Genomic DNA, 15,476 nt, shown 5'->3' on the forward strand with positions numbered 1-15,476 from the left:
ATTCATGGCTAAGGAAGAGCTGATCCAGTTCGAAGGACTGGTCACCGAAATCCTCCCCGACGCGCGCTATCGCGTGCAGCTCGACGCCGGGCACGAGATCGTTGCCTACACCGCCGGCAAGATGAAGAAGAACCGCATCAAGACGCTGGCGGGAGACCGCGTGACGGTGGAGATGTCGCCCTATGACCTCGAAAAGGGCCGGCTGATTTTCCGTCACAAGGACGAACGTCCCAGTGGGGCGGGTGGACCTCCGCGTCCCGGACAGCGCGGCGGCCAGTTCCGCCGCCGCTGATCCGCTTCAGGCACGCCAGTGCGGAAGTAAAATTCTGACCTGTATGCTGATCCGCCGCTCACATTGCGGCGGATCAAAAAATCGTGCGCGTCAGGATTGTTTTAGCGCCTTATTTCCAATAAAATCCGTTAATCGATTTTCGGCCGGACGACATTGGCATCCACCGGTACAGCCGGTTCAGACACGCTGACGACCCTTCCAGAAATTCGATCTAACCTGCCTGCGCAAGCGGGCTCTTACATTGTGTATCTGAGAAGGAACTACCCCGTGAGCATGGGAACCGTGAAGTGGTTTAACGCAACCAAGGGCTTCGGCTTCATTCAGCCCGACGAAGGCGGACAGGACGTGTTTGTCCACATCAGCGCCGTCGAGCGCGCCGGCCTCGGCTCGTTGCGCGAAGGCCAGAAGATCTCCTACGAGATCGTCGCCGATCGCCGGTCCGGCAAGTCGGCTGCCGACAACCTCCGCGACGCAGGCTGATCTCCAGCGCAAGCGCACCGAATAGCGAAAAAGGCCGTGCGGGATGCACGGCCTTTTTTATGCGCTATCGACGAGCTCGCCGGCCATCCGGCTCAGCACGACGTCGGAACGCCACCATAGGCAACGCAGGTGACTTGCGGCGGCCGCGTATACGAGACATCGCTCAGCGTGACGCCCGACTTCAGGACGTATTTGACGGGAGCCGTGTAGATGTAGCTCACCTGGCTGAAGATGAGGTAGGTCGACGGAATCAGGAGCGTCGACGGAATCATCGATGTGACCGTGGTATTGGCCGCCAGTGTCGGCGGCGGAGCTGTCAGACTGGCCTGCGCCGCACCGGTCGCAATGACGGCGGACTTGCTCCATTGAATCTTGGCGATGCTGTTTGCGTCGATATAGACCTGAGCAATCGTGCCGTTCACGAGCGTGTTGTCGTACGGCGTGATGATCGACATGCTCGCCGTGAACGTGTTCTGGAGATGGGGTTGTATCCGGTCGTGGTGGGATCGAAGTTGCAGGCAGTGTAGTTGCCGAGCGTGACCAACGAGAAGTCCGAATAACTCTGGACGTCGACCCTGAGACTGTTGCAGTCGAACAACGCCGGAATCTGCTTACAGACGTAGCTCTTGAATGTAGCCTGGGTGCACGGTGTGCTCACACTATTGACCGCACAGCTCGCCACCGAGCCGGACTGCGCCTGGCCCGTGAGGACCACGCGGGCGGAGTCCTGCGTGATGGTCTCGAGCACCTGGCTCGCGAAGAACATCAGCGCCGTCTCGATGATCGCGAACAACAGTGCGAAGAACATCGGCGCGACCAGCGCGAACTCGACCGCGGCGAAGCCGCAGCGATTGCCGCGAAACCGGCGCAGCGCAGTCCGGAGCGTGAACCTCGAAGGTGCAGGCGATGGCATCGCGTGAAATTCGGCAGCGATCTCTGCCCCGGGACCGCCCGTCGGCCCCTCGGCTGATCTCGCTAGTTGGTCTTGGCAGCCGCGGCGCCGTTGCCGCTGGCACTGCTGCTCAGCGTCCCGGCCTGATTCATCGTGGTGCTGAAGTAATTGTCGCTGTCGCCAAGCGTGACGCGGCGCTGGCAGATCGGCAGGCAGCTATAGGACTCCCGCTCGATCCCTCGATAGACAGTCACGAGCCGGTCGCTCGGGCCTTCGACCTGGATCTGCCGATCGACCAGAATCTCGCCGCCGCGGTCGAGCGCGATAAAGTTGGTGGCGCCGTAACCCTTGCCGGTCACGACGATCATCCCGCCGGGCTGCAGCGTCACGTCGGCGATCAGGGGATTCCCGACCACGATCGTTGCCACCCTGCCGGGCAGCCGCACGAGCTTGGCCTGGTCGACATTGACCGCGATGGTATCGGCGGTGGGCTCGGCAAGGCCAACGGCCGGCGAAGCCAGCACGGCAGCCGCAGCCAGAAGACAGATGCGCGCATGACGGCGCAGGAACTCTTTACGCATACTCTTACCCCGGGACGTCACAAACCGGCAGAATCGATCAAAAAGCGGAGCCGGCGCCCGACCCGGTTAACCTGCCTGTAATTCGTGAACGTTCCGCAAACTCGGCAGGTATTGTTTGAATGGACTGGCGTTTCTGTCGCCCCGGCGCCGGACGCAATCCTATTGGCGGAACGGATAAGCAAGCTGGCCGCCGATTTCCTTCGGCATCGTTGCTTCATCCTTGCCGTAATCCTGCGGCAGCTCGCCCTTCGGCATGCGGAAGGTCCCGAACAGCACGTCCCAGATCGGGAAGGTGCCCGCAAAATTGGTGTCGCCGCCCTCCTCGAGCGAGGTGTGGTGCCAGCGGTGGAATACCGGCGTCGCCAGCACATATCTGAATGGGCCGAAGCTCCAGTTCAAATTGGCGTGCACGAAGGCCGAATGGAAGGTCGTGAACGGGCCGACCCAGATCATCACGTTCGGCGAAATGCCGGCCATCAGCAGCACGACGTCGACGCCGATGGTGCCGAGCATCAGATTGACCGGATGGAAGCGGGCCGCCGAGATCCAGCTGATCTCCTCGGAGGAGTGATGGATCGCATGATATTTCCAGAACCCGCCGCCGTGAAACAGCCGGTGCAGCCAGTACAGCATGAAGTCGGCCAGGACCAGGAACAGCACGCCCTGCACCCAGAGCGGCAGCTGCGACAGCGGGCCGTGGCCGTTGTCGTAGAACGCGATCAGCTCGTCGGCGTCGTGGATGTTGAAGACGACGCCGGCGGTGACGATCAGGAGTCCGATCCGCATGGTGCGGGCGAACACCGGAACGAAGAACCAGTAGCAGATGTCCGTCACGATCTCGCGCTTGCGCCACCACGACGGACCCGCATTGCAGGCCCAGAAATATTCAAGCACGGTGAAAACCACCGCGAGCATGAGAGTGACCGGGATCACCTTCTCGATGGTCTCGCCGAGCATCAGGGCGACTTGCATGGGTAGGCTCGACATCATCGCTTCTGCTCCAGTCCGCTGACCTCTCTTAGGCCTACTCCGCGAAATTTAAGGGAGAATGAAGTTGATGGCGCGTTCGGAACCGGAACGAATTGCAACCGCCGCCTTAAGGCGAAATTCACTCTGGCCAAAAGCACCGCGTGAGGCACGGGTTTGACCGATCGAATTAACTCTACCGAAAGAGCTCGGCTCACATTCTCGTCGCGTCAAGACAGCGCCGATCGAGGCGACCTCACCAGATGGAGTTTAGTTCATGAAGAACCTGATTGCGCGTTTCGCGAAGGATGAATCCGGCGCCACCGCCATCGAATACGGTCTGATCGCCGCCGGCATCGCGCTGGCCATCATCACCGTCGTCAACAACCTCGGCACCACGCTGAACGCCAAGTTCGGCTCGATCAGCTCCTCGCTGAAGTAAGCCGACCGGCAGACGATGGCAAAAGCCCCGGACCTCCGGGGCCTTTGTTTTTCGGACAGTGCGAGTTCCAGTGGCGTTGCGTAAGCACAGAACCGATGCCGCGGTTGCGGCGAACGAGGCGGACACGGCGCGAGGCGACGCCTCGGCCTATTGGGTCTGCCTTGCGCTGCTGCTCGCCATGGTCACGCTCGCGATGCGCATCGCCAGCATGTGGTGAGCCTTTTGGCGCCGGATGACCGGCCCCGAAGCTGCTGCGATCGTTGTCGGTTTGTTTAGCACTGCCCCCTAGCATGCGCCGACGCCCCGATCCGGGCGACGGACCCAGGCCTCAAGACGCAGCCCATGATCCTCGACCTCGCGCGCCTTATGCTCTTCCCGGCCTTGATGGCGTTCGCAGCCGCCAGCGATCTCTTCACCATGACAATCTCGAACCGCGTCTCGCTGGCGCTGGTGGCAGGCTTCTTCGTGCTCGCCTTTGCCGGTGGCATGGCACCTTACGAGATGCTGAGCCATATCGGCGCCGGCGCGCTGCTCCTCGTCGCGGCGTTCACTTGCTTTGCGATGGGCTGGATGGGCGGCGGCGACGCCAAGGTCGCAGCTACCGTGGCGCTCTGGTTCGGCTTCGCCCAATTGATGGACTTCCTGCTCTACGCCTCGCTGTTCGGCGGCGCGCTGACCCTGCTCCTGCTCCAGCTCCGGCAATGGCCGTTGCCTTACGGGCTTGCCGGCCAGGCCTGGCTGGCGCGGCTCCACGACAAGCAGACCGGCATTCCCTACGGCATCGCGCTCGCACTTGGCGCACTGATGGTCTACCCCGAGACCGAATGGGTGAAAGCGATCGACCTCGCTCACCTCGCACTGCGCTGAACGCCCAGGATACACCCGGCGTTAAGGCGATTTAGATACGCCTCATTAACCATGCTTTGACGAATAGCTGGTCAACTGCCGATTACGGCGGCGGCAGCGTCGCGGCGTACTGTGGAAAGTGAAGCGTATGAATAGGGCACGCATAGTCGTCCTGACGGTCGCCATCTGCGCCGGCGGCATCGCCGCGTATCTGGCGAGCGGCTCGGACTCTGCGCCGCCTCCAGCGGCTCCGGTCGCGCAGCTTCCCACCACCGACGTCCTGGTCGCCAAGAACGACATCGGCCTCGGGCAGACCGTAAAGCCGGACGACGTGCAGTGGCAGACCTGGCCGACCGCGACAGCCAGCGCCGCCTTCATCCGCCGCAGCGAGCGCCCCGACGGCGCGACCCAGGTCACCGGCTCGATTGCGCGCGCCCCCTTCATCCAGGGTGAGCCGATCCGCGACCAGAAGCTGGTCAAGGCCGATGGGTCCGGCTTCATGGCTGCGATCCTGCCGAGCGGCATGCGCGCCATCTCCACCGAAATCTCGCCGGAGACCGGCGCGGGCGGCTTCATCCTGCCGAACGATCGCGTCGATGTGCTGCTGACGCGCCGCCTCAAGAACCCGGACCAGAGCTCCGGCGCCCAGGATGTCGTCACGTCCGAGGTCATTCTGGTCAATGTCCGCGTGCTCGCCATCGACCAGGCGCCGAAGGAGAAGGACGGCCAGAACGCGGTGGTCGGCAAGACCGTGACGCTGGAACTCAATTCCGCACAAACCCAGCAGCTTTCCTCGTCCCGCCAGGCTGGAACGCTGTCGCTGGCGCTGCGCAGCATTGCCGACGTCAAGATGAGCGAGATCACGCTCGATGAATCCGCGCAGAAGCGCGATGGCGTTTCGATCATCCGCTACGGCATTCCAAGCCAGGCGGCGAAGGCACGATGAGGACAGTCGATATGAGATGCAGGGCAGATCTGGCGACGATGCGGACCTCGATGGTTCGCGCCCTGTCGTTCTCGGCCGCTCTCGCGCTGACGCTCAACCCCGCGTTGACGCCCGTGATCGCCGCAGATTACCGTCCCGTGGCGCCGGTTGCAGCCGACGGCCAGATGAATGCGCGCTTCCTCTCGCTCGGCATCGGCAAGTCGATCGTGATCGACCTGCCGCGAGACATCAAGGATGTGCTGGTTGCCGATCCCAAGATCGCCAACGCGGTGGTCCGCTCGTCCCAGCGCGCCTACATCATCGGCGCCTCGGTCGGCCAGACCAACATCGTGTTCTTCGATTCCGCCGGCCAGCAGATCGCCGCCTATGACATCGCGGTCAAGCGCGACCTCAACGGCGTGCGTGCGGCGCTGAAGCAGATCCTGCCCAATTCCGACATCCAGATCGACGGTCTCGGCGACGGCGTCGTCCTGACCGGGACTGCGGCCAACCCACTCGAAGCGCAGCAGGCCAACGATCTCGCCGCACGCCTTGCCGGCGGCCCCGAGAAGGTGGTGAATTCGATCGTGGTCCGCGGCCGCGACCAGGTGATGCTGAAGGTGACCGTCGCGGAAGTCGCCCGCACCGTCATCAAGCAGCTCGGCATCGACCTCACGGCGAACCTGAACTACGGCACCTCGGTGGTGAGCTTCAGCAACTCCAACCCGTTCACGGCGCTTGGCAAGAATCTCGTAGACGGCAACGCTCTGACCACCAAGTTCGGCGCGACACCGTCGGTGCAGGCAACCCTGCGCGCGATGGAAACCGCAGGCGTGATCCGGACGCTGGCCGAGCCGAACCTGACCGCTATCTCGGGTGAATCGGCGACCTTCATCGCCGGCGGCGAATTCCCGGTGCCGGCTGGTTATGCCTGCGACCCCACCACGCATGTCTGCACCACCCAGATCAGCTTCAAGAAGTTCGGCATCTCGCTCAACTTCACCCCCATTGTGCTGACCGAGGGCAAGATCAGCCTGCACGTGATGACCGAGGTCTCGGAACTGTCGAATGAAAATGCGATCACGCTGTCGCAGGCCGTGACCTCGACTTCGGTCAACTCGCTGACGGTGCCGTCGATCAAGACCCGCCGTGCCGAGACCTCGTTGGAAATTCCCTCCGGCGGCGCGATGGCGATGGCCGGCCTGATCCAGCAGCAGACCAAGCAGGCGATCAGCGGATTGCCGGGGCTGATGCAGCTCCCGATCCTCGGCACCCTGTTCCGCAGCCGCGACTTCGTCAACAACACGACCGAGCTGGTCGTGATCGTGACGCCCTATGTCGTCCGCGCGGCGGCGCCAAAGGACCTGTCGCGGCCGGATGACGGCTTCGCGGCGCCCGCGGATCCGCAGGCTGAACTGATCGGCAACATCAATCGCATCTATGGCGTGCCGGGCCGGACCGAGCCGGCAAAGAACTACCGCGGCACCTACGGCTTCATCACGGACTGATGGCGGAACGGGGACATAGTATGATCACAAAACGACCCCAGACCCGCTACCGCGCCGCCGGCCTCGGTGGCGTGCTTGTCGGTATCGCGCTCGCGCTCGGCGGCTGCCAGCACGACGAGGTCGCCACCGCTTCCATTCCCGACGATTACAAGCAGCGTCATCCGATCGCGATCGAGGAACAGAACCGTTCGATCGTCGTGTTCGTCGGTCACGCCCGCGGCGGCCTGACCGCAGCCCAGCGCGCCGACGTGATGGGCCTGGCCTCGACCTGGATGCACGAGGGCACCGGCGCCATCCACATCGATGTGCCGTCCGGAACGCCGAATGCGCGCCCGGTGGCGGAATCGATGCGCGAGATTCAGGCGATGCTGGCAGCGGCGGGCGTTCCCCCGCGCGGCATCATCGCCCGTCCCTACCAGCCGGAAGACAAGCGCTTCCTGCCGCCCATCCGGCTGACCTATTCCAAGATCGCCGCGGTCGCGGGCCCCTGCGGCCTGTGGCCGGAGGATCTCGGCCCCTCTATGAAGAACAAGAGCTGGTTCGAGAACAAGGACTACTACAATTACGGCTGCGCCTATCAGCGCAACATTGCGGCCATGGTCGACAATCCATCGGACCTCGAGCAGCCGCGGTCCGAAACTCCGGCCTACACCCCGCGCCGCACTGCCGCCTTCGAGAAGTATCGCAAGGGAACTCCGACGGCGGTTGCCTATCCCGAGGCTGATAAGGCCAAACTCAGCGACACCGGCAAATGATCAACTACGCGCGCCAGACTCAAGAAGAGCAGCCGGAGACCCCTGCGCCGTTCGAGGAGCATATTGCGCCCGCGCCGCGCGTCTCGGTCCAGGCCTTCTGCGAAACCGTGGAAACTGCTGCAGCCGTGCAATCGGCGGGCGAGGATCGCCGTCTCGGCAAGGCCCATCTGAAGATCCAGATGGGCGGCATGGCGGCTGCGATCGAAGCCTATCGCTCCGCACCAACGCCGAACGTGATCGTGCTCGAGAGCGACGCCCGCAACGATTTGCTGGCCGGGCTCGACCAGCTGGCCACCGTCTGCGACGCCGGTACCCGGGTGGTCGTGATCGGCCGCATCAACGACGTCATGCTCTATCGCGAGCTGGTGCGCCGCGGAGTCAGCGACTACGTGCTCGCGCCGGTTAGTGCGATCGACGTCGTCCGCTCGATCTGCAACTTGTTCTCCGCGCCGGAAGCCAAGGCGGTCGGCCGCATCATTGCCGTGGTCGGCGCCAAGGGCGGCGTCGGCGCCTCCACCATCTCCCACAACGTCGCCTGGGCAATCGCGCGGGATCTCGCGATGGACGCCGTGGTCGCCGATCTCGACCTCGCCTTCGGCACCGCCGGGCTCGACTACAACCAGGACCCGCCGCAGGGCATCGCGGATGCCGTGTTCTCGCCCGATCGCGTCGACACGGCCTTCATCGACCGCCTGCTGTCGAAATGCACCGACCACCTCAGCCTGCTGGCGGCGCCGGCGACGCTCGACCGGGTCTATGATTTCGGCACCGACGCCTTCGACGCGGTGTTCGACACGCTGCGCGCGACCATGCCCTGCATCGTGCTCGACATCCCGCATCAATGGTCGGGCTGGACCAAGCGCGCTTTAATCGGCGCCGACGACATCCTGATCGTGGCGGCGCCGGACCTCGCCAACCTGCGCAACGCCAAAAACCTGTTCGATCTGCTGAAGGCCGCGCGTCCCAACGACCGCCCGCCGCTGTACTGCCTGAACCAGGTCGGCATTCCCAAGCGGCCGGAGATCGCGGCGGGCGAATTCGCCAAGGCGATCGAGAGCCAGCCGGTCGTCTCGATCCCGTTCGAGCCTCAGATCTTCGGGGCGGCCGCCAACAACGGCCAGATGATCGCGGAGATCTCCGCCAACCACAAGTCGATCGAGATGTTCCTCCAGATCGCCCAGCGCCTGACCGGCCGCAGCGAGACGAAGAAACAAAAGTCGTCCTTGCTTTCACCGCTGATTGAGAAGTTGCGGCGAAAATAGGCGCCCCATGGAGTTGTTAAGTGTTCGGTAAGCGTAGCGGAACAGACACCGACCTTCGGGCTCCCAAGCCCGGCGCCGTGTCGCCAGAGCCTGCCTCGGCTCCGGCGCCGACGGTGTCGCGCGCGCCGCCCCCGCCGGCCGTCGCCTCCCCGCCGCTCGCCCCTTCCCGGCCTGCGCCGGCCATGGAGAGCCGCCGCTCGGACAATTATTACGAGGTCAAGGCGACCATCTTCGGCGCGTTGATCGAGGCCATCGACCTCGCTCAGCTCGCCAAGCTCGATTCCGAGTCCGCGCGCGAGGAAATCCGCGACATCGTCAACGAGATCATCGCGATCAAGAACATCGTGATGTCGATCGCCGAGCAGGAAGAGCTGCTCGATGATATCTGCAACGACGTGCTCGGCTATGGCCCGCTCGAGCCGCTTCTGGCGCGCGACGACATCGCCGACATCATGGTGAACGGGGCCGGCACGGTCTTCATCGAAGTCAGCGGCAAGATCCAGAAAACCGGCATCCGCTTCCGCGACAACCAGCAACTCCTCAATATCTGCCAACGCATCGTCAGCCAGGTCGGACGGCGCGTCGACGAATCCTCGCCGATCTGCGACGCGCGCCTCGCCGACGGCTCCCGCGTCAACGCCATCGTGCCGCCACTCGCGATCGACGGTCCCGCGCTCACCATTCGTAAGTTCAAAAAGGACAAGCTGACGCTGGATCAGCTGGTCAAGTTCGGCGCGATCTCGCCGGAAGGCGCGGAAATCCTCCAGATCATCGGACGTGTCCGCTGCAACGTGCTGATCTCCGGCGGTACCGGCTCAGGCAAGACCACGCTGCTCAACTGTCTGACCAACTACATCGAGCACGACGAGCGCGTCATCACTTGCGAAGACGCCGCCGAACTTCAGCTCCAGCAGCCCCACGTGGTGCGGCTCGAAACCCGGCCGCCCAACATCGAGGGCGAAGGCCAGGTCACCATGCGCGAGCTGGTGCGCAACTGTCTGCGTATGCGTCCTGAACGCATCATCGTCGGCGAAGTCCGCGGCCCGGAGGCCTTCGACCTTCTCCAGGCCATGAACACCGGCCATGACGGCTCGATGGGAACGCTGCACGCCAACAATCCGCGCGAAGCGCTGTCACGCTGCGAATCCATGATCACGATGGGCGGCTTCTCTCTGCCCTCGCGCACCATTCGCGAGATGATCTGCGCCTCGATCGACGTCATCGTCCAGGCCGCGCGCCTGCGCGACGGTTCGCGCCGCATCACCCACATCACCGAGGTGATGGGCATGGAAGGCGATACCATCATTACGCAGGACGTCTTCCTCTACGACCTGGTCGGCGAGGACGCCAACGGCAAGATCATCGGCAAGCACCGCTCGACCGGCATCGGCCGCCCGAAATTCTGGGAACGCGCCCGCTATTACGGCGAAGAGAAACGCCTTGCCGCTGCCCTAGACGCCGCGGAATCGGCGCCAACGACGTGAGCGGGTCAACGCAGCCATGAACATGCAAGTCCTCGCCCTCGCCTTTCTCGCCACCGCCGCGGTCGGCGGCATCGCCTGGGTCTTCCTCTATCCGCTGCTGTCAGGCGAACGGAAGGCCGAGAGCCGCCGGGCCTCGATCGGGCGCGCCGACGTGCCCGCGGCCAAGCAGGCTGAAAAGAGCCAGCGCTCGCGCCGCGAGCAAGTCGAGACTTCGCTCAAGGATCTCGAGGCGAGGCGGGCACAGGAAAAGAGCGTCCCGCTCCACATCCGCCTGTCGCAGGCGGGGCTCGACTGGACGCCGAAGAAATTCTGGATTGCATCCGCCGTCGTGGCGGGCGTGTTTTTCTTCGGCGCGCTGTTCGGTGGCGGCGGCCTGATCGGCGCAGTCGGTCTTGCCTTTGCCGGCGGCTTCGGCCTGCCGCGCTGGGCGCTGGGCTTCCTGAAGAAGCGCCGCGAAAACCAGTTCCTGAAGGCGCTGCCTGATGCCGTCGACGTCATCGTCCGCGGCATCAAGGCGGGCCTGCCGCTGTTCGAATCCATCAAGGTCGTGGCGGCCGACGCGCCGGAGCCGCTGCGCAGCGAGTTCCTGGCCATCATCGAGACGCAGGCGATCGGCATGCCGCTCGGCGAAGCCTGCTCGCGCCTTTACGACCGCATGCCGCTGCCGGAAGCCAATTTCTTCGGCATCGTCATCTCGATCCAGCAGAAGTCGGGCGGCAATCTCTCCGAAGCGCTGGGCAACCTCTCCAAGGTGCTGCGCGACCGCAAGAAGATGAAGGAAAAGATCCAGGCGATGTCGATGGAGGCCAAGGCCTCGGCCGGAATCATCGGCTCGTTGCCGCCGATCGTGATGCTCCTCGTCTATCTCTCCACGCCCGGCTACATCTCGCTGCTGTGGACCCATCCCACCGGCCAGCTCATGCTGGTCGGCTGCGTCGTCTGGATGTCGATTGGCATCATGGTGATGAAGAAGATGATCAACTTCGATTTCTGATGGTGCCGTATGGTCGATTTACTCGTCACAAAGCTGCACGACGTTCACTTCATGACCATGCTGCTGGCGGCCATCGCCGCCAGCGCCACCGTGTATACGCTGGTGATGCCGCTGTTCGCCGGTGAAGGCCTCTCCAAGCGCATGAAGGCGGTGGCGAGCGAGCGCGAGCGGATCCGGCAGCGCGAGCGCGAACGCCTCAACAAGAGCGAGAAGGTCTCGCTGCGCCAGACGCCAAAGCAACTCGTCTCCAGGGTCGTCGAGGACTTCAACCTCACCAAATGGCTGGCGCAGGAAGCGGCGCGCGACAAGCTCATCATGGCGGGCTATCGCGGCCAGGCGCCTTACATCACATTCCTGTTCGCCCGCATGGTGGCTCCGCTCGTGCTGTTCGTCGGCTCGGTCGTCTACGTGTTCCTGATCGCGCATATGGAGAAGTCGGTCCCGATCAAGATCGGCATGTGCGTCGGCGCGGCCTATGCCGGCCTCCAGGCGCCGATGCTGTTCCTCAAGAACGCGATCTCTAAACGCCAGCTCTCGATCAAGCGCGCCTTTCCCGATGCGCTCGACCTGCTGCTGATCTGCATCGAATCCGGCATGTCGGTGGAAATGGCGTTCCGCAAGGTCGCGACCGAAATCGTCGGCCAGTCGATCGCGCTGTCGGAGGAGTTCACCCTGACTACCGCCGAGCTGTCCTATTTGCAGGACCGCAAGGTGGCGTACGAAAACCTGGCGAAGCGCACCGGGCTCGAGGGCGTCAAATCGGTGTGTCTGGCACTTCAGCAGGCGGAACGCTACGGCACCCCGCTCGGCCAATCCCTGCGCGTCATGGCGCAGGAAAACCGCGACATGCGCATGAACGAAGCCGAGAAGAAGGCCGCCGCGCTGCCGCCAAAGCTGACGGTGCCGATGATCCTGTTCTTCCTGCCGGTGCTGTTCGTCGTCATTCTCGGACCGACCGGCATCAAGATCTCCGAGCTGCACTGACGCCGGAGATTGCGGACCGAACGCGGTCCGCAGCCAATTTCAGGATCGGAAGATCGGGTCTGATCAGTCGGGCTGGCTGAGCGAAGCAACCGGCGTCCGCTTCGACGCACCGCGCGGGCCATCGTTGCGGTTCAGCATTTCCTTGAGATACGCGACGTTGGCCGCGGCCTGGTCCGGCGGCAGGTCCGCCTTCACGATGGTCTCGGCCTCGGCGAAGCGGCCCTGGAGGCCGACCACCAGGCCGAGATTCTGCCGCACCCTGGAGCTCGCACGCGGTGAAGCGTAGGCCTGCCGCAGCGCCTCTTCCGCCTTGGGCAGGTCTCTCGACAACATGTAGGACAGGCCGAGATTGGAGAGCACGCCGGGATCGCCCGGCGCAATCTTCAGCGCGCTCGCATAATAAGCACGCGCCTCGTCGTGACGGCCCATCTGATCGAGCGCGGTGCCCTGCACCGACAGCAGGCGCCAGTCCGGATTGTCGGGCGAATGCGCCTTGGACAGCACGTCGAAGGCCTGCTGGAAATTGCCGTTGTCGGCGAGCGCGCGGCCGTATTGGGCAAGCAGCTGCTTGTTGCCGGGATTGGCGATGGTCGCCTGTTCGAGCACCGCGGCGGCTTGGGCGCGCTGGCCGTTGGCACGCAGGGCCTGGCCATAGGCCAGCGCCACATCGGGATCCTTGGGGTTGGCGCGGTAGCGCTCGCTATAGGTCTCGATGGCGCGCGCCGGATCGACCGGGGCGGCTTCCGCCTTCGGGCCGATCGAGCCGGTCACATCGGAGAGTTTTGACATTGCCGTGCAGCCGCCGAGGCTCGCTGCCGCCAGCGCGATTAGCGAGGCGGAGGCAAGAAGCCGGGCGGGACGGAACCGTTGACGCATGACGCTTTGACTCTCGAGCCGATTGATCGAGCCGAACGCGCCAGCAATAGAGTGTTAACCCTAATGGCCGGTTAACGCCGAAGACCGCCGCCTTGTGGCGGCATCTCACTGCCAAGGCCCATATCGAGGTCGAGCAGCTTCATCTGATCGTTCAGGTCCCGCAGCAATTGCAGCCGCTGGCGCGTCCTCCCCTCGATGTCGGCAGCCTCGCGCGGCAGCGCCGGCCACCGGCGCGAGAGGTCGTCACGATTGACCAGGCGGTCGGCGCGGAGCTCGTCGAGCGCGGCGCGATCGATGCCGAGCGTGTCGGCAGATTGTCCGATCAACTGACGGAGCAGCCCCTCCACTTCGGCCAGCGCCGCGAGGTCGGTCCTCTGTACCGACTTCGCGAACCTGCCAGAGAGATCCGCCCACGCATGGGAGGTGACGAGATAGGTGTAGAGAATGTCAACCCAGTTCTGCCCGCCGTCATCGTAGAAGGCGCGGCGCGACAGCAGTCGACGCGCAAGTGCCAGGACCTGATTCCGCTTCAACGATGCGCATGAGGCGATCTCGATCACCGATTGGACCGCAGGATCCCGGGACAGATCTCGTCCCACAGCAAGCCTGACGACACCATCCGGCAAATTCGAATCGAGCGGCCTGAAGGCGCCGTCATCGCGCGGCCGCGAATATCGGGCGATTGCGAAGCGGTGCTCGGGCCGCTCGGCGTCGGACGCCGCGCCAAAATGGACGATGTTGAAGCCGGCGTCGTCGCCGCCCTGCCCCGTGGAGGACGGGCAGGAGAGCACATAGATCGTGCGCCAGAAATCCTCGCCGCCGCTCCGGGGCGCACGCGGGTCGGGAATCGAATAGCGGGTGAGCCCCTCGACATGCCGGTGCCCGTGCAGGACCAGACTGACGTTGAGCGAGGTCGCCGCTTCGAGAAAGGTCGCGGGCGCGGCGAGATACATCAGCGGCTCGTCCGGAACGCCGAGAAACCGCTTGCCCTCGCCGGTTGCCTGCGGCAGCGGATGGTGATGCAACGCCAGCACACGCACCAGATTTTCCGCGGGCTCGGAATAATCGGCGCGTCCGGCCGAGCCGATGCTGCCGGCGAGCTCGACGCTCAGCCGGGCCGATTGCGCGACTATCGCATGATAAGCCTGCTCATCGATGTTGCCGCCGACAAGCGTCGTCAGGCTTGCCCTGTTGGAGTCGAGCAGCACCAAATCGAGACCGGCCTGGCGATAATAGACGCTCTTCGAGGTGCGCGGCAGGTGCAGATAGTCGTAGGCGTCGTGCCGGCCGCCGCGCTGACTGGGAGGCTTGGCGTCGTGATTGCCGGCAACCGCCTGGATGTCAGTGAACAGGCCGGTCCGCCGGAACGACGCGATGACCGCGAGCGCTTCGTCGAGCGCACGCGGTGTCGGGTCGTTCACGAGATCGCCTGTGATCAGCAGGATGCGGTCGGGCACATCCGAAAAGTCCGCCATCCGCTCGCGCAGCGCCTCGGCAAGGGCCTCGATCGTCGCAAGCAGCCGGCCTGACCCGTCCAGATGAAGGTCGGATATCTGCGCAATAACAAACGATCTATCCATGTTGCGCCGCTCATTGCGAATGTTGCGTCGCTCAAACGATTGAGAGAAATGCCTTCGACGAAGAGTTCAGTCAGATATCAACCGGGAACGGCGGACGGCACAACCTAAAAATATTCACCAATAATGCCACAACCGCAGCGCTAGTAAAGCCCTGCGGCAACCCGCTCGTGAACGGCAGTTCTCAAACGACATACGCGCGCAATCAGCGGATGGTTTCGCTGATGCGATCAATATTCGATGGCGAGACGCTTGCGGATCTCGTCAATACGTTTGTCGAGCGCATTGAACCGCGCATGGATCGACCGGTCATGGAGATAGAAGACGTAGCCGCCGGCGAGGAACGCGAAGACCCAGTGGTGATGCTCGACATAGCCAAAGACAGCCTCGATGGCCTGGCCGATGAATGTGATCACGCCCCACACAAATTCCATTGCAATTCCTCCCGGCACGCTTCGTCTTCGGTCACCGGCGTTCTCTGCGCAATCTGGCAACCGCTGCCGGAACCTAGCACGGCTCCCTCGCTGCGAGTAGCGGCTCACCGGGCGGTGACCGCAATGCCGATTGCAGCCACCGCAAAACTCTGCGAAGTCTCCTCCAACCGAATGACCT

At 63.8% G+C, this 15,476-nt stretch carries 19 protein-coding genes; 12 read left to right on the plus strand and 7 right to left on the minus strand.

Annotated features, from left to right (window positions below; genetic code table 11):
* The first annotated feature begins 4 nt into the window (after window positions 1-4).
* Together infA and ABID59_RS28700 are read left to right on the plus strand one after the other, a co-directional pair.
* Complete coding sequence (gene infA, locus ABID59_RS28695; protein WP_148755275.1) at window positions 5-292, plus strand: translation initiation factor IF-1; 288 nt, start codon at window positions 5-7, stop codon at window positions 290-292.
* A 267-nt stretch (window positions 293-559) separates the two neighbouring features.
* The gene (locus ABID59_RS28700) at window positions 560-772 is read left to right on the plus strand and encodes a cold-shock protein (protein WP_148755276.1); all 213 of its coding nucleotides are present in this window, start codon (window positions 560-562) and stop codon (window positions 770-772) included.
* Between the two features lie 92 nt (window positions 773-864).
* On the opposite strand, the gene ABID59_RS28705 is transcribed toward ABID59_RS28700, so the two are convergent.
* The 4 genes from ABID59_RS28705 to ABID59_RS28720 form a co-directional block, all read right to left on the minus strand.
* The gene (locus ABID59_RS28705; RefSeq protein WP_354085598.1) at window positions 865-1,227 is read right to left on the minus strand and encodes a hypothetical protein; all 363 of its coding nucleotides are present in this window, start codon (window positions 1,225-1,227) and stop codon (window positions 865-867) included.
* Complete coding sequence (locus tag ABID59_RS28710) at window positions 1,191-1,685, minus strand: TadE/TadG family type IV pilus assembly protein (RefSeq protein ID WP_354085599.1); 495 nt, start codon at window positions 1,683-1,685, stop codon at window positions 1,191-1,193. Before ABID59_RS28710 ends, ABID59_RS28705 begins: the two co-directional genes overlap by 37 nt.
* Before the next feature lie 62 nt (window positions 1,686-1,747).
* The gene (locus ABID59_RS28715) at window positions 1,748-2,245 is read right to left on the minus strand and encodes a pilus assembly protein N-terminal domain-containing protein (protein WP_148755278.1); all 498 of its coding nucleotides are present in this window, start codon (window positions 2,243-2,245) and stop codon (window positions 1,748-1,750) included.
* A 159-nt stretch (window positions 2,246-2,404) separates the two neighbouring features.
* Window positions 2,405-3,232: a sterol desaturase family protein gene (locus tag ABID59_RS28720; RefSeq protein ID WP_354032558.1), complete on the minus strand. Its 828-nt coding sequence runs from the start codon at window positions 3,230-3,232 to the stop codon at window positions 2,405-2,407.
* Window positions 3,233-3,488: 256 nt separating this feature from the next.
* Between ABID59_RS28720 and ABID59_RS28725 the strand changes: the two genes are divergently transcribed.
* From ABID59_RS28725 to ABID59_RS28770, 10 genes are all read left to right on the plus strand, one after another.
* Complete coding sequence (locus tag ABID59_RS28725) at window positions 3,489-3,653, plus strand: Flp family type IVb pilin (protein ID WP_008131913.1); 165 nt, start codon at window positions 3,489-3,491, stop codon at window positions 3,651-3,653.
* Between the two features lie 76 nt (window positions 3,654-3,729).
* Window positions 3,730-3,870, plus strand: coding sequence for a hypothetical protein (locus tag ABID59_RS28730; RefSeq protein ID WP_354032564.1), 141 nt, complete (start codon window positions 3,730-3,732; stop codon window positions 3,868-3,870).
* A gap of 125 nt (window positions 3,871-3,995) precedes the next feature.
* A complete protein-coding gene (locus ABID59_RS28735; RefSeq protein ID WP_148755279.1) occupies window positions 3,996-4,520 on the plus strand; it encodes an A24 family peptidase in 525 nt (174 codons plus the stop codon).
* 127 nt (window positions 4,521-4,647) lie between these two features.
* A complete protein-coding gene (gene cpaB, locus ABID59_RS28740) occupies window positions 4,648-5,445 on the plus strand; it encodes a Flp pilus assembly protein CpaB (RefSeq protein ID WP_187435325.1) in 798 nt (265 codons plus the stop codon).
* Between the two features lie 11 nt (window positions 5,446-5,456).
* A complete protein-coding gene (locus ABID59_RS28745) occupies window positions 5,457-6,932 on the plus strand; it encodes a type II and III secretion system protein family protein (RefSeq protein ID WP_187435326.1) in 1,476 nt (491 codons plus the stop codon).
* Window positions 6,933-6,952: 20 nt separating this feature from the next.
* Complete coding sequence (locus ABID59_RS28750; protein ID WP_354085600.1) at window positions 6,953-7,687, plus strand: CpaD family pilus assembly protein; 735 nt, start codon at window positions 6,953-6,955, stop codon at window positions 7,685-7,687.
* A complete protein-coding gene (locus tag ABID59_RS28755) occupies window positions 7,684-8,949 on the plus strand; it encodes a CpaE/TadZ family protein (protein ID WP_148755283.1) in 1,266 nt (421 codons plus the stop codon). The genes ABID59_RS28750 and ABID59_RS28755 overlap by 4 nt, the downstream gene beginning before the upstream one ends.
* Window positions 8,950-8,969: 20 nt before the next feature.
* Window positions 8,970-10,433 carry a TadA family conjugal transfer-associated ATPase gene (locus ABID59_RS28760; RefSeq protein WP_354085601.1) on the plus strand — a complete coding sequence of 488 codons (1,464 nt, stop codon included), beginning with the start codon at window positions 8,970-8,972 and terminating at the stop codon, window positions 10,431-10,433.
* A gap of 16 nt (window positions 10,434-10,449) precedes the next feature.
* Window positions 10,450-11,427 carry a type II secretion system F family protein gene (locus ABID59_RS28765; RefSeq protein ID WP_148755285.1) on the plus strand — a complete coding sequence of 326 codons (978 nt, stop codon included), beginning with the start codon at window positions 10,450-10,452 and terminating at the stop codon, window positions 11,425-11,427.
* Between the two features lie 9 nt (window positions 11,428-11,436).
* Window positions 11,437-12,411: a type II secretion system F family protein gene (locus tag ABID59_RS28770; protein ID WP_148755286.1), complete on the plus strand. Its 975-nt coding sequence runs from the start codon at window positions 11,437-11,439 to the stop codon at window positions 12,409-12,411.
* 63 nt (window positions 12,412-12,474) lie between these two features.
* Here the strand turns inward: ABID59_RS28770 and ABID59_RS28775 are convergent, their stop codons facing one another.
* The 3 genes from ABID59_RS28775 to ABID59_RS28785 form a co-directional block, all read right to left on the minus strand.
* Window positions 12,475-13,287 (minus strand): tetratricopeptide repeat protein, encoded by an 813-nt coding sequence (locus tag ABID59_RS28775; protein ID WP_148755287.1) that lies wholly within the window; start codon window positions 13,285-13,287, stop codon window positions 12,475-12,477.
* Between the two features lie 71 nt (window positions 13,288-13,358).
* A complete protein-coding gene (locus ABID59_RS28780; RefSeq protein WP_354085602.1) occupies window positions 13,359-14,867 on the minus strand; it encodes a metallophosphoesterase family protein in 1,509 nt (502 codons plus the stop codon).
* A 227-nt stretch (window positions 14,868-15,094) separates the two neighbouring features.
* Window positions 15,095-15,298, minus strand: coding sequence for a hypothetical protein (locus ABID59_RS28785; protein WP_148755289.1), 204 nt, complete (start codon window positions 15,296-15,298; stop codon window positions 15,095-15,097).
* Window positions 15,299-15,476: the final 178 nt, after the last annotated feature.

Origin of the sequence: Bradyrhizobium sp. S3.3.6 (assembly GCF_040546905.1) — a bacterium.
In the GTDB taxonomy this organism is placed as follows: domain Bacteria; phylum Pseudomonadota; class Alphaproteobacteria; order Rhizobiales; family Xanthobacteraceae; genus Bradyrhizobium; species Bradyrhizobium cytisi.

Coding starts and splice junctions, on each gene's coding strand:
- ABID59_RS28780 (WP_354085602.1), bottom strand. CDS start 14,867: ATGGATAGATCGTTTGTTATTGCGCAGATATCCGACCTTCATCTGGAC.
- ABID59_RS28705 (WP_354085598.1), bottom strand. CDS start 1,227: ATGTCGATCATCACGCCGTACGACAACACGCTCGTGAACGGCACGATT.
- ABID59_RS28745 (WP_187435326.1), top strand. CDS start 5,457: ATGAGATGCAGGGCAGATCTGGCGACGATGCGGACCTCGATGGTTCGC.
- ABID59_RS28720 (WP_354032558.1), bottom strand. CDS start 3,232: ATGTCGAGCCTACCCATGCAAGTCGCCCTGATGCTCGGCGAGACCATC.
- cpaB (WP_187435325.1), top strand. CDS start 4,648: ATGAATAGGGCACGCATAGTCGTCCTGACGGTCGCCATCTGCGCCGGC.
- ABID59_RS28735 (WP_148755279.1), top strand. CDS start 3,996: ATGATCCTCGACCTCGCGCGCCTTATGCTCTTCCCGGCCTTGATGGCG.
- ABID59_RS28785 (WP_148755289.1), bottom strand. CDS start 15,298: ATGGAATTTGTGTGGGGCGTGATCACATTCATCGGCCAGGCCATCGAG.
- ABID59_RS28770 (WP_148755286.1), top strand. CDS start 11,437: ATGGTCGATTTACTCGTCACAAAGCTGCACGACGTTCACTTCATGACC.
- ABID59_RS28775 (WP_148755287.1), bottom strand. CDS start 13,287: ATGCGTCAACGGTTCCGTCCCGCCCGGCTTCTTGCCTCCGCCTCGCTA.
- ABID59_RS28750 (WP_354085600.1), top strand. CDS start 6,953: ATGATCACAAAACGACCCCAGACCCGCTACCGCGCCGCCGGCCTCGGT.
- ABID59_RS28755 (WP_148755283.1), top strand. CDS start 7,684: ATGATCAACTACGCGCGCCAGACTCAAGAAGAGCAGCCGGAGACCCCT.
- ABID59_RS28715 (WP_148755278.1), bottom strand. CDS start 2,245: ATGCGTAAAGAGTTCCTGCGCCGTCATGCGCGCATCTGTCTTCTGGCT.
- ABID59_RS28765 (WP_148755285.1), top strand. CDS start 10,450: ATGAACATGCAAGTCCTCGCCCTCGCCTTTCTCGCCACCGCCGCGGTC.
- infA (WP_148755275.1), top strand. CDS start 5: ATGGCTAAGGAAGAGCTGATCCAGTTCGAAGGACTGGTCACCGAAATC.
- ABID59_RS28710 (WP_354085599.1), bottom strand. CDS start 1,685: ATGCCATCGCCTGCACCTTCGAGGTTCACGCTCCGGACTGCGCTGCGC.
- ABID59_RS28725 (WP_008131913.1), top strand. CDS start 3,489: ATGAAGAACCTGATTGCGCGTTTCGCGAAGGATGAATCCGGCGCCACC.